This is a genomic window from Keratinibaculum paraultunense, assembly GCF_016767175.1.
GTDB lineage: Bacteria > Bacillota > Clostridia > Tissierellales > Tepidimicrobiaceae > Keratinibaculum > Keratinibaculum paraultunense.
On sequence record NZ_CP068564.1, the window covers coordinates 1,898,036 to 1,910,997 of the forward strand.

The 12,962-nt window shown below is 31.0% G+C and carries 11 protein-coding genes; 3 read left to right on the forward strand and 8 right to left on the reverse strand.

All coding sequences use genetic code 11. The annotated features are described in order from the left end of the window. The first annotated feature begins 84 nt into the window (after window positions 1-84). The 3 genes from JL105_RS09220 (at window position 85) to JL105_RS09230 (ending at window position 4,512) form a co-directional block, all read left to right on the forward strand. Complete coding sequence (locus JL105_RS09220; RefSeq protein WP_132029428.1) at window positions 85-1,464, forward strand: NAD(P)/FAD-dependent oxidoreductase; 1,380 nt, start codon at window positions 85-87, stop codon at window positions 1,462-1,464. Between the two features lie 350 nt (window positions 1,465-1,814). Continuing rightward, window positions 1,815-3,533: an ABC transporter ATP-binding protein gene (locus JL105_RS09225; RefSeq protein WP_132029425.1), complete on the forward strand. Its 1,719-nt coding sequence runs from the start codon at window positions 1,815-1,817 to the stop codon at window positions 3,531-3,533. Between the two features lie 13 nt (window positions 3,534-3,546). Continuing rightward, window positions 3,547-4,512, forward strand: a complete 966-nt coding sequence (locus tag JL105_RS09230; RefSeq protein ID WP_158280062.1) for an ABC transporter transmembrane domain-containing protein — start codon at window positions 3,547-3,549, stop codon at window positions 4,510-4,512. Between the two features lie 308 nt (window positions 4,513-4,820). Here JL105_RS09230 and JL105_RS09235 read toward each other — a convergent pair whose 3' ends face one another. The 8 genes from JL105_RS09235 to JL105_RS09270 form a co-directional block, all read right to left on the reverse strand. Beyond that, the gene (locus JL105_RS09235; RefSeq protein WP_132029419.1) at window positions 4,821-5,213 is read right to left on the reverse strand and encodes a hypothetical protein; all 393 of its coding nucleotides are present in this window, start codon (window positions 5,211-5,213) and stop codon (window positions 4,821-4,823) included. A gap of 72 nt (window positions 5,214-5,285) precedes the next feature. Further along, the gene (locus tag JL105_RS09240; protein ID WP_132029416.1) at window positions 5,286-5,810 is read right to left on the reverse strand and encodes a hypothetical protein; all 525 of its coding nucleotides are present in this window, start codon (window positions 5,808-5,810) and stop codon (window positions 5,286-5,288) included. Between the two features lie 123 nt (window positions 5,811-5,933). Further along, window positions 5,934-6,125 carry a hypothetical protein gene (locus JL105_RS09245; protein ID WP_132029413.1) on the reverse strand — a complete coding sequence of 64 codons (192 nt, stop codon included), beginning with the start codon at window positions 6,123-6,125 and terminating at the stop codon, window positions 5,934-5,936. Between the two features lie 750 nt (window positions 6,126-6,875). Further along, window positions 6,876-7,505, reverse strand: a complete 630-nt coding sequence (locus JL105_RS09250) for an ABC transporter ATP-binding protein (RefSeq protein ID WP_202690499.1) — start codon at window positions 7,503-7,505, stop codon at window positions 6,876-6,878. A gap of 1 nt (window position 7,506) precedes the next feature. Beyond that, entirely contained in the window at window positions 7,507-8,268 is a 762-nt protein-coding gene (locus tag JL105_RS09255; RefSeq protein WP_132029404.1) for an ABC transporter permease, read from the reverse strand. After that, the gene (locus tag JL105_RS09260) at window positions 8,243-9,220 is read right to left on the reverse strand and encodes an ABC transporter substrate-binding protein (protein ID WP_132029401.1); all 978 of its coding nucleotides are present in this window, start codon (window positions 9,218-9,220) and stop codon (window positions 8,243-8,245) included. The genes JL105_RS09255 and JL105_RS09260 overlap by 26 nt, the downstream gene beginning before the upstream one ends. A 77-nt stretch (window positions 9,221-9,297) precedes the next feature. Continuing rightward, the gene (locus tag JL105_RS09265; protein ID WP_132029398.1) at window positions 9,298-11,040 is read right to left on the reverse strand and encodes an NADH-dependent [FeFe] hydrogenase, group A6; all 1,743 of its coding nucleotides are present in this window, start codon (window positions 11,038-11,040) and stop codon (window positions 9,298-9,300) included. Further along, window positions 11,034-12,866 carry an NAD(P)-binding protein gene (locus tag JL105_RS09270; RefSeq protein ID WP_132029395.1) on the reverse strand — a complete coding sequence of 611 codons (1,833 nt, stop codon included), beginning with the start codon at window positions 12,864-12,866 and terminating at the stop codon, window positions 11,034-11,036. Before JL105_RS09270 ends, JL105_RS09265 begins: the two co-directional genes overlap by 7 nt. Window positions 12,867-12,962: the final 96 nt, after the last annotated feature.

Consider the following 12,962-nt stretch of genomic DNA (forward strand, 5'->3'; position numbering starts at 1 on the left):
AAATCCTTGCTAAAAGATTAAAGTGGTTTTTTCTAATAAAATGGTGTATTATATAGATTGGCACCAAATTAAGGAGGAGAGAAAATGAGGTATGATATTATAATCGTCGGTGCTGGACCTTGTGGTATATTTACAGCACTTGAAGTAAAAAAACACAATCCCAATAAAAAAATTTTAATGATAGAAAAAGGTAATCCTATTGAAAAAAGAATATGTCCTAAAAGAAGGAGAGGAATATGTACGCATTGTAAACCTTGTAATATAACTACTGGTTTTGCAGGAGCTGGAGCTTATTCCGATGGTAAATTATCCCTTTCTCCTGATGTAGGAGGAAATTTACCAGAATATTTAGGATATGAAAAAACTCAAGAGTTGATTAATTATGTAGATAATATATATTTAAAATTTGGTGCTGATAAGACTGTATACGGTATAGGCAAAGAAAAAGAAATAGAAGAAATAAGAAAAAAAGCAATTAGAAGTAATCTAAAATTGGTAGAATGTCCTATTAGGCATATGGGTACAGAAGAAGGTTATGCTATATATACGCGTATAGAAAAATATCTAAAGGAAATTGAAGTAAATTTAAGCTTTAAAAATCCAGTAAAGGACATAATATTAGATGAAAATAGAAATATAAAAGGTGTTATAGCTGATAAAGAATACTATTCAGACCAAGTGGTAATAGCCGTTGGAAGAGATGGCTCTGATTGGTTAAAAGATTTATGTATTAAACATGATATAAATACAGAAACAGGTGATGTAGATATAGGCGTTAGAGTAGAAACTAGAAATGAAATAATGGAAGAATTGAATAATGCCATGTATGAAAGTAAATTAATATATTATACTCCTACATTTGATGATAAAGTGCGAACCTTCTGCACCAATCCATCAGGTGAAGTATCTACTGAATATTATGATGGTAATTTGGCAGTTGTTAATGGTCATAGTTACAAATCTGAAAGTTTAAAATCTGAAAATACCAATTTTGCACTATTGGTTACCAAGCATTTTACAAAACCTTTTAATTCTCCTATAGAATATGGTATGCATATTGCAAAACTTGGAAATATGCTCTCAGGTAACAAAGTATTAATTCAAAGATATGGGGATTTTAAAAGAGGCAGACGAACCACTGGTGAAAGACTATATCGAAACAATATAATCCCCACTTTAAAAGATACTGTGCCAGGAGATTTAAGTTTAGTACTTCCCTATAGAATTATGAAAGATGTAGATGAGATGCTAATAGCCTTAGATAACGTGGCTCCTGGACTTGCTAGTGATGAAACCCTTTTATATGGTGTGGAAGTTAAATTTTATTCTAACAAGGTAATCACCGACAATAATTTTGAAACTAATATAAAAGGTTTATATGTTGGAGGAGATGGAGCAGGAATTACAAGGGGACTTATGCAGGCTAGTGTAAATGGAGTAGTATTGGGAAGAAATTTAAGTTAGATAATTATTACAATTGTGTTACAAAAGTATGAATATTGTTGTATTTTTATAAATACCATATATAATATAATCATATTGATAGTTTAGTAAAGGAGGTCGTGAAGATGATCATAATAACAAATCTATTACAAGCTAAAGAAAACTATATAAAAATAATGGCACGACCTATGAATACCTTATAATATAATTGTGTCCAATAACCATAGGCGTGCTTGCCTATGGTTTTTTTATTCTAATAATTGCTTTATTTATATGCCAAAGTATAGCTATGTCTATAATGTTATCATGGTATAAAAACCGTAGGATTGTAGACTTTTTGTCACATCTTATGGTTTTTTTATATTTCTCAGATGGTCACTATAGTATCACCTCTTATCATTAGAACTACTATAGACTCTATTATTGGCAGTGAACCTATAGGTTCTAACTTTTTAGAAAGATTAATTCAATATATAGGAGGTAGAGCTTATCTAAGAAAAAATCTTTGGATTATTGGTGTACTATTAGTATTTATTGCAGTTTTAAGAGGTATATTGCTTTATTTTAGAAATACCTTAGCAAGTAAAACAGCTGAAAATACTGCAAAAAACATTAGGGATTCCCTATATGATCAAATTCAAAGACTCCCTTATGAATACCATGTAAAAGCAGAGACGGGAGATTTAATTCAAAGGTGTACTTCAGATGTAAATACTATAAAAAGATTTTTGTCTATACAATTGGTAGAAGTAGCTGGTTCACTATTTATGTTGGGATTTGTATCTTATACTATGTTTAAACTTAATGTAAAAATGACTTTAGTTTCCATGGCTACTATGCCTATAATTTTCATATTTGCATTTATATTCTTTTCTAAAGTAAAAAAGGCCTTTGAGGCTTCTGATGAAGCAGAGGCAGAATTAACTACAGTGCTACAAGAAAATCTTACAGGTGTAAGAGTAGTAAAGGCCTGTGCTAATCAAAAATATGAAATAGAAAAGTTTGATGAAAAAAATAAAGACTATAGGGATAAAACCTATAAATTAATTCAAGATTTAGCCCTATATTGGGGAGCTTCTGATTTTATTTGTTTTATACAAATTGGATTAACTATAGTCTTTGGAAGTATTTGGGCTGTAGCTGGAGAAATATCTCTAGGTACTGTAATGGCCTTTTCTACATATGTAAATATGTTATTGTGGCCTATTAGACAAATGGGAAGAACTTTAACAGATATGGGAAAAGCCATAGTATCCATAGGAAGAATTGAGGAAATTTTTAATGAGAATATAGAAATTTTAAATGGAAACAATGAAAAGCCAGAAATTAAAGGTAATATTGAATTTGAAAATGTTTATTTTGAATATGAAAAGAATACTCCAGTAATTGACAATATCTCCTTTTCAGTAAAGGCTGGTAGTACAGTGGCCATAATTGGTCCAACAGGTTCTGGCAAATCCTCTTTAGTCTATTTATTAGCAAGACTTTATGATTATAATAGGGGTTCCATATTAATAGATGGAAAAGAATTAAAAGATATTGATAAGGCTTGGGTTAGAAAAAATATAGGAATTGTATTACAAGAGCCTTTCCTATATGCCAAAACCATTAGAGATAATATAAAATTAGCTAATCCTAATATTCAAGATAAAAAGGTTTATGAATCTGCTAAAATTGCCAGTATCCATCAGGATATTAAATCCTTTGATAAAGGATATGATACCTATGTGGGAGAAAGAGGAGTTTCCCTATCTGGTGGACAAAAGCAAAGGGTTGCCATTGCTAGAACCATTATAAATGATTGCCCTATTGTGGTCTTTGATGATTCTCTATCTGCTGTAGATACAGAAACTGATATATCCATTAGGAAAGCCCTAAATAATAGAAAAAATAAATCTACGACTATAATAATATCCCATAGAATATCTACAGTATCTGAGGCCGATGAAATTATAGTTTTAGACAATGGAAGAATAATACAAAGAGGTAATCATGAAAAATTAATAAATGAAAAAGGATTGTATCAAAGATTATATGAAATTCAAAATTCTATGAAGGATTTAGAAGAAGATATAAAATTACATGCCTAGTGAGGTGGTAGTATTGGAAAATGAGAAAATTGATATTACGATATGGAGAAATTTCTTAGAATTAGTGAAAAATCACAAAAGAGATTTTATTCTACTAGCTATAATTATGGTATTTGTAGGCGCTTTGGACTCTGTATTTCCCCTATTTACTAAATATGCCATTGATAATTTTATAGTAGAAGAAAATTTAATAGGATTAAATAAATTTATAAAATTATTTTTTATAATTATAGCATTTCAGGGTATAAATGTATATTTATTTTTAGCTATGGGTGGAAAAGTGGAAACTAATGTATCTTATGATATTAGAAAAAAAGGATTTGAAAAATTACAAATCCTCCCCTTATCCTATTATGATGAAAAAGCTGTAGGTTGGTTAATGGCTAGAATGACCTCTGATATAAATGGTATATCTGAAACCCTATCCTGGGGCATAGTGGACTTTGCCTGGGGTCTAGCCATGATGTTGGCAGTTGTAATTGCCATGTTTAGGCTTAATGCTAAATTAGCCTTAATAGCATTAACAGTAGTACCCCCTTTGGCCATAGCCTCAGCATATTTTCAAAATAAAATATTAAAGGCTCAAAGGGAAGTTAGAAATGTTAATTCTAAAATAACTGCTGCTTATAATGAAGATATATCTGGTGCCATGACTACTAAAACTTTAGTTCGAGAAGAAATAAATTTAGAAGAATTTAAGGAAATCACCGAAGAAATGAAAAAGAAATCAGTAAGAGCCACTATTGTTTCTTCTCTATATTTCCCTATAATTTTAGTATTAGGTAGCATCGGCACTGCCTTAGTTTTAAATTCTGGTGGAAAAGATGTAATTCAAGGCACCATAAGCTATGGTACTATGGCAGCCTTTATAGCTTATACTGCACAATTTTTTGAACCTGTAAGACAATTAGCAGTAGTATTTGCAGAAATTCAAGGGGCACAGGCCTCAGCTGAAAGAGTGTTCTCCCTAAATAAATGAAGTGCCTAATATTATTGACAGTGAAGATGTAGTAAACGAATATGGTGATTTCTTTAATCCCAAAAAAGAAAATTGGCCAGAAATTAAGGGAGAAATTGAATTTAGAAATGTAGATTTCGCCTATAAAAAATGCCGATAGGATTTTAGTAATTAAAGATGGCAAGGTTATTGAGGAAGGTAATCATAGAGAGTTAATTAAAGAAAAGGGTTATTATTATAATTTGTATACCAATCAGTTTATAGAGGAGAAGAATAAGGAAGTTTTGGGGTAATTTCAAACGTTAGGGACAACCCCTAACGTTTGATTGTTATTTATAAAAATCGTATTTCAAAAAATCCAAATTATCTTCTAGATAAAAAATATCTGATGCCTTTATTTTTTTATGCTTTTTATCCTCGCCAAGCTCAATAATTAAGGTATTACCATTATCATATAATATTGCAGCAAAACCAAGGATTTTCACGCTATTGGAATGTCCACTTTGTATTATATGCAATTTATCTATCCAAAAACCATCCTCCCTATCCCATGCTACCTCTTTAAGTAGATCTATATATTCTATTTTCCCCTTATTGGCTACTTTATTAACTGTTAAGGCTATTGTTTCAGGGGTTAATGTCTTTCGGGTAATAAAATATATGTTTGTACAAACAGAAATTACTAAAATTAATAATATTTTAATTTGATTATCAGTGAGCATTGTGCATCCCCATCCTAATATTATTATTTATATTGTTTTGCCCACCTTTCAAACTTATCTAATTGTCTTTCATCAAAACTCTATACTCTTTAATACCCTTTCTATTTTCTTTTTATTTTTGTCATAAAATTCCTTTTCTGCATTAATCATAACATATCTCCATGCATGGTTTTCATCATGTGTGTCATAGGTTATAATCTTGCTTACTACATTACTTTCTTCCAATAAGGATGTGTTTGAATAGATATATCCCTTTTTTTCACCATCTATCAAATATTCTTCCTTTGATAGACGATCATCATATATATATTGATTTGGAGAAACACCTTCAAAAATATCTATAAAATTTATATCTCTTTTTCCATTATCCATGTATATCCTTAATCCGAAATCTGGAGACTTTTCGGGAAATTTGTCAAATTCTGAGGCATCATCCTCTACTATTTCCCAGCTTTCAGGATATTCAAACCTAAAAAAGTTTTCTTTTGAATAGTAATCATAATTAAATGTATGAGTCTTATATTCTTCAGTTTCACATCCAACTAAAATCAATATAAATAATAGTAAGAAGAATACTAAAATATTTTTTCTTTTCACTTTATCACCCCTTAATAGCTTAAATTTCATACATAAATTCGCAAACATTTTAAAATTTTATTTTTGTAAATAGTAAATTTTATAGTAGTATAATTGTATTGTTATCTTTTGTTTTTAATTCAACTATTTTAAATCCTCTATCCTCTCTATAATTATATCCATGTATTTAGTAGTAAATGGCATGTATTTATTGTTTGCTAATTGATCATATGAATGCACCGTATATACTGCCTTTTCTAGGGATATTGTAAAGGACCCTAAAATATTTGTACTAGATGAGGCTACTTCTTCCATAGATACAGAAACAGAAATCATAATTCAAAAAACCATAGAAAATGTCTCAGAAGTCAAAACCAGTTTCGTAATATCATAGACTATTTACCCTAATGTTTGATTATTATTTATAATATATTATTAGCCATAGTAGTTATGTAATATCATATTATATAACAGAAAGGGAGATGATTGTCATTAGTCATCTCTTTTTTATATAAAACCAGTATGGATAAAACTACCATACTGGTTTTATTGGCTATCTCTTTCCCGATAACCCTATTACTTAGACAATAAAGTAGAGGACAGATCCTCTTTACTAATGACTTTAACTAAGATCTATATCCTTTATTTTTATTAAATGGATCAAAGTAATATATAAAAGCTATTGTATATACTATTAATGCAAGAAATAAAACTAAGATTTCAGTTTTTATAGAGTAATAGCCCTTTACATAGAATGTTCCGTATTGGAGTACAAGGAAGAGAATTATTAAGATTTGCAATCCTGTCATATCTGGACTTTCGTATACATCTTTAAAGTACTTTATTCTAATAATTTCTCTTATCCCTATTAATAAAATTACCATTAAACCTATTGGATGATTATATATCATACCTAGTGTTGCTATAATAATCCCTGATATAGTAATAATATAGTGAAAAATAAAATATATTGCCTTTTTTTAACCATTTTCTATCCTTCCTTAAAATATTTTCACTCACTAATTAATGTCAATACCCTATAACATAGGCCTCAACTGTTGCCCTGCCCCTTGAGCTTAACTGTCCCTAAACTTCAATTATTTCTTTCACTCTAGTAGGTTTATCCGTAAGAATTACTATCCTATCTCCCAATGTGAAAGCCTCTTCCATATCATGGGTAACCATTATACAGGTTCTATTTTTTGCTGCCATTAATTCTTTAAAAAAATCCATTACAATTTGTTTATTATTTATATCTAAGGATTTAAAGGGTTCATCCATTATAAGCACATTGGAAGGATAAGCAAAAGCCCTCAATATACTTATTCTTTGTCTCATACCCCCACTTAGTTCTTTTGGATAATAATATTTATACTCCTCTAAATTAACTAATTTTAAATATCTATTTATAGTAGCTTCTATTTTACTTTCAGGCATTTTGCCTTTTAAAACAAAACCAATATTTTCCTTTACATTTTTCCATGGAATTAATCTATCCTCTTGAAAAACATAAGATATATGTTGATTTTCAAATCCAATTATTTCTCCTGAATCCATATCTGTTAATCCTGCTATTATATTTAAAAAAGTGGTTTTTCCACACCCAGAAGGTCCTAAAATACAAGTAGTTTTATTTGGTTGAAAATCAATAGTAATGCCATCTAAAACCTTTAAATCTCCATAGTATTTTACTATATCTATTGCTTTATATTTCATATTATCCCTTCCATTTATTTATACCAAGTATATGTTTCATTTTACTTAATAAACATTGTATCACTTTAACAATTAAAAGTATTATTATAATCCAAGCAAAAACTCCTGATGTGTTTAAATACATTTTTTGTAATTGAAGACTGCTCCCTATACCATATTTAGGCTGAGCTAAAACTTCTCCTGCAATTACCATCTTTAAATTAAGACCTAGAGCAGATTCAAATACATGGCTTAAATTAATAAATATGCTAGGTAAATATATATCCTTTACGATAATAAGTCTATCTACATCATATACTTGTGCCATTTCTATTATTTTATTGTCTATGTTTAATATGCCTTTAAGAACTGTTTCATACAATATAGGAAATACCATTATAAATCCCACAAACATAGGTACAATTTCATTATTTAACCATATAAGTGCTAATATAATTATAGCCATAGTAGGTACCGAACTTAAAAAATTTATGATAGGAGTCATAATATGATAAACTATTTTAAATATACTAGATAAAATTCCCATAATCACAGCTATAATTAATGATATAAAAAAGCCAATTAAGCCTTTCATCAAAGAATAGCTTATTATGATAATAAATTTAGGATCCTTTACTATATCAATTAAACTATTTATGGTACTGTTAATAGTTGGAAATATTACTTCGTTATCTATTAAATGGGATAGTACTATCCAAATTAGTATTAGTACTATCCTAGATATGATAGATAATCTTTTATCTTTCAAAGTATATTTCCTCATTAGGGATTTTTCCTCCTATGAAATCTGGTGCAAAATCCATTATTGTCTCAAAATAAATTTTATATTCTTCTTTGCTTTCTCCAATGGAAAAAGGACCTATGTTAATCCTTTCTATCCCTTCCACTATGGAAGCTTTATTGACTCCTAATTCCAATTCTTCCGAATAATCCCCTAATTTTTCTGGATTTTCTTTAGCCCACTTTATGCTTTCCTCATATAATTTAATAAATTCCTCAACAAACTCTCTATTGTTTTCTATTAAATCTGTTTTTATTATTAGACTAGCTTGAGGGTATCCTCCACTAGTTCCTGTAATGTTTTTCCATTCTTCATTTAAATCAAGCACTACTTTAATATCTTCTTTTTTCATCATTATATTGGTTACCAATGGTTCTGGAAGAAGAGCTAATTTAGCTTTACCTCCCAATAAAGCAGGAGCTACTTCTGAAGCAGCATTTAAATAACTTATATTTATATCTTTATCTGGATCAATACCATTTTCTGTAAGTACAAATCTAAGTACTAAATCTGGTGTAAGTCCTTTCCCAAAAGCATATATTTCCTTTCCCTTTAATTCATCAACGCTATTTATATCTTCTGTACCAACTAAATAAATAGTTCCCCAAGTAGCTGTTCCTACTAGCTTATAAGGAAGCCCCTTATTAAACGCTTGAGCTGCCAAATTAGAAGGAACTATTGCTATATCTGCTTCTTCTTTTAGTACCTTGCTGACTAATAGATCTGGAGATTTTTGTATTTCATAGTTTATAGTTATATTTTCATCTATAGTAGGGTTCTCCTTTAATATTTTAGCTACCGTAAGAGCAGGTATACCATCTACAAAAGAAAAATTAACTGTTATCGGTTCTTCTACAGCTTTATTTGTTCCGCAGCTAGTGGTAAATAAAATTATTATAATTAAACATATCATAATTAAATATCTTTTGTTCATATTATCATCCCTCCCATCAATATTATATCACTAAATAAGGCCTCTAAAGAATATTATATCCTTAGAGGCCTACAAGATTATATTTTTTTAAAAAGTGTATCCAATTCCCACTTGCGTTGGTCTGTATGAAGAAGCTTATGAGAACGATGGGATAAAGGCTTACCTAGATAATCTTCATAACATTTTATTATTGCTGGATTTTCATGCGAAAATCGAATATTATTTATCTTATCTAATCCATACAATACTTCAGCTCTTTCTTCAGCTAATTCAACTCCATCCTTAATAGGTTGACCTCCTCCACCTGCACATCCACCAGGACAAGCCATTATTTCAACAAAATCATATTCTACTTCACCATTTCTAATAGCTTCTATTAATCTTCTAGTATTACCTAAACCACTGGCAACAGCTACTCTAATTTTATTCCCATCTAAATCAAAAATTGCTTCTTTCCAACCTTTTTTACCTCTTACTTCCTTAAATGCGTCTGGATCTGGATTTTCATTGGTTACCAAATAGTAAGCTGTTCTTAAAGCTGCTTCCATTACTCCTCCAGTTGCACCAAATATAACTGCAGCACCAGAGCTAATGCCCAATGGTGTGTCAAATTCCTCTTCTTCTAATGTTTCTGGTACAATATGCTCGGCTCTTATCATCCTTACCACTTCTCTAGTAGTTAACACTACATCTACATCCTGCCCAGCACCTGCATCATTTAAAACAGATACATCACATTCATATTTTTTAGCTGTACAAGGCATAATAGATACACAAAAAATCCTACTGGGATCTACATTTAATAATTCTGCATAATAGGATTTAGCTATGGCTCCAAACATTTGTTGTGGCGATTTAGCAGTGGATAGTTGATCTACCATATCAGGATATTGAGTTTTCATAAAACGTATCCATCCTGGACAGCAGGAAGTAAACATAGGAAATTTCTCATTTTCTTTATTCTTCAATTTCTCTAAAAATTCACTTCCCTCTTCCATTATGGTTAAATCTGCTGTAAAGTTAGTGTCAAATATATAGTCAAATCCCATTCTTCTTAATGTTGATACCAATCTATTTACTGTTGCAAAATCCCTACTCAAACCTAGCTCTTCTCCCCAGGCTGCTCTTACCGCTGGTGCAATTTGCACTACTGTAATCTTATCTTCATCTGCTAATGCTTCAAATACTTTTTGAGTATCATCTCTTTCATGAAGAGCACCAACAGGGCAATGGGTAATACATTGACCACAAAGGGAACAGTCAGATTCTTCTATTCTTCTATTTAAAGAAACATCTACATTGGTTCTAGAACCTGTATTAGATAGATCCCATATGTTTAAACCTTGAATTTTATCACACACTTGAATACAACGCATACATTTTATACATTTTTCATAATTCCGTACTAATGGAAAACCTTTAGTCCATTCTGCATGAGGTAAATCCTCTTCATAAGGAATGTCTAAAATTCCTAAATCATTGGCTATAGTTTGTAAACTACAATTTCCACTTCTAACACAGGCAGCACATCGAGCATCATGTTGTGAAAGAATTAATTCCACATTTATACGTCTGGTTTCCCTTACCTTTGGACTATTGGTATAGATGACCATACCTTCTTCTACTACATTATTACAGGCTGTAACCAATCTATTGATTCCTTCTATTTCTACTACACAAACTCTACATGCTCCAATTTCATTTAATTCCTTAAGATAACAAAGATTGGGAATAGGTATGCTATTTGATTTAGCTGCATCTAATATAGTTGTTCCTTCTGAAACTTTTATCTTTTTATTATCAATTACTATATTTACCATCTTTCAATCCTACCCCCTTTAAATACTCCAAATCCAAAGTGATCACATCTTAAGCATCTTCTAGACTCTTGATTAGCTTCTTCACAAGTCATACCACATTCTACTAAATCAAAATCCTTAACTCTCTCCGACGCATCTCTTTCCCTCATATTAACCCTTCCACAAGGTATTCTATCTGCCAATCTAGCTTCTGGTATCTTAACATCTGTTTCTATTATATGATGGTATCCTAAATAATTATCTATATTAGCAGCTGCCACCTTTCCAGCTGCTATAGCTCTAATTACCGTTGCTGGTCCTGATACACAATCCCCACCAGCATATATTCCAGGAATATCCTCTATACCTAACCAATCAGGAGCATCTATTGCTCCTTTAGTTACTGGTATTCCTTCCTCTTCAAAAGCTTTTGATTCAATTCCTTGCCCTATAGCTATAATAACTGAATTGCATTCTATTCTATGGATATCATCTTTTAATTCAACTGGCATTGGTCTACCATCTCTTATTGGACCTACAATTTGTGGTTTCAGTAAAATAGCTTTTACATGCCCACTTTCATCAGTTTCAATTTTACTTGGTGCGTATAAATCATATATTTCACAACCTTCTGCTATTGCTCCTTCAACTTCCTCTTTCATAGCAGGCATATCCACCTTTCGCCTACGATAAACTATCTTAACATTTTTAGCACCTAAACGTACTGCTGATCGGGCTACATCTATTGCCACATTACCTCCCCCAACAACTACAACAGACTTACCTGTAAAATCAGGATATTTTTCATCTCCTATTTGACGTAAAATTTCAACTGCAGAAACAACACCTTCTGCTTCCTGACCTTCAATACCTAGTTTTTTATCTGTCTGAGCTCCAATAGCTATATAAATGGCATCAAATTTCTCTTTCAATTCTGATACTGTCAAATCCTTACCAATTTTTACACCTTTGTGCACTTTTATTCCTGTAGAAAGAATAGTATTAATCTCCTCATCTAATACTTCTCTTGGAAGTCTATAGCTTGGTATTCCATATCTTAACATTCCACCTAGTTTCTGATTTTGTTCAAATATTTCTACATCATGTCCCATAATGGATAGATAATAAGCTGCACTTAATCCACTAGGACCCCCTCCAACTATAGCTACTTTTTTACCAGTAGAAGGTGCCCTTTCCTCAACAGGTACCTTGCCTGCATTCTCTGCTGCAAATCGCTTTAAGCCTCTAATATTGATGGAGTCATCTATCATATTTCTTCTACATCTAGTTTCACAAGGATGTTCACAAACTAATGAACAAGTAGCAGGCATAGGATTATCCTTTCTTATTAATCTAATAGCATCTTTGTATCTACCTTCAGATATCAATGCAATATAACCTGGTACATCTACTCCAGCAGGGCATAAGGATACACATGGAACTGGCTGATATAGTTCAAAAGTACATCTACCTCGTAATATATGCTCTTCAAAATCATCTCTAAAACCTTCAACTCCTTGTAAAACCATATTAGCTGCTTCATATCCTATAGCGCAATCTGCTGAATAATATATAGCTTTTGCAGTCTTTTCAATTAAGTCAATAATTTCCATGTCTGCTTTCCCATCTAATACATTTTCTAACAAATTTTCCAATTGTCCTAAACCTACTCTACAGGGAACACACTTTCCACAAGTTTGAGCATGACACATCTTTAGAAAAGAAGAAGCTAAATCGATGGGACACAATCCTGGAGGACTTGCAATAATTCTACGTTCTAGGTCTTTATATAGGACTTCAACAGTGGCTTGTGCTTTATCTTTAGTAATAATGCTAAGTCTACTCATGTTTTTTACTCCTCTCTAATAAAATTTATAAACTACTCACACTTACTACTTTCTTTGAATAGGAGATTTTTTACTTAAAAAACTATTTTATTTATA

Coding starts and splice junctions, on each gene's coding strand:
- JL105_RS09220 (WP_132029428.1), top strand. CDS start 85: ATGAGGTATGATATTATAATCGTCGGTGCTGGACCTTGTGGTATATTT.
- JL105_RS09260 (WP_132029401.1), bottom strand. CDS start 9,220: ATGAACAAAAGATATTTAATTATGATATGTTTAATTATAATAATTTTA.
- JL105_RS09265 (WP_132029398.1), bottom strand. CDS start 11,040: ATGGTAAATATAGTAATTGATAATAAAAAGATAAAAGTTTCAGAAGGA.
- JL105_RS09245 (WP_132029413.1), bottom strand. CDS start 6,125: ATGATTTCTGTTTCTGTATCTATGGAAGAAGTAGCCTCATCTAGTACA.
- JL105_RS09225 (WP_132029425.1), top strand. CDS start 1,815: ATGGTCACTATAGTATCACCTCTTATCATTAGAACTACTATAGACTCT.
- JL105_RS09270 (WP_132029395.1), bottom strand. CDS start 12,866: ATGAGTAGACTTAGCATTATTACTAAAGATAAAGCACAAGCCACTGTT.
- JL105_RS09255 (WP_132029404.1), bottom strand. CDS start 8,268: ATGAGGAAATATACTTTGAAAGATAAAAGATTATCTATCATATCTAGG.
- JL105_RS09250 (WP_202690499.1), bottom strand. CDS start 7,505: ATGAAATATAAAGCAATAGATATAGTAAAATACTATGGAGATTTAAAG.
- JL105_RS09235 (WP_132029419.1), bottom strand. CDS start 5,213: ATGCTCACTGATAATCAAATTAAAATATTATTAATTTTAGTAATTTCT.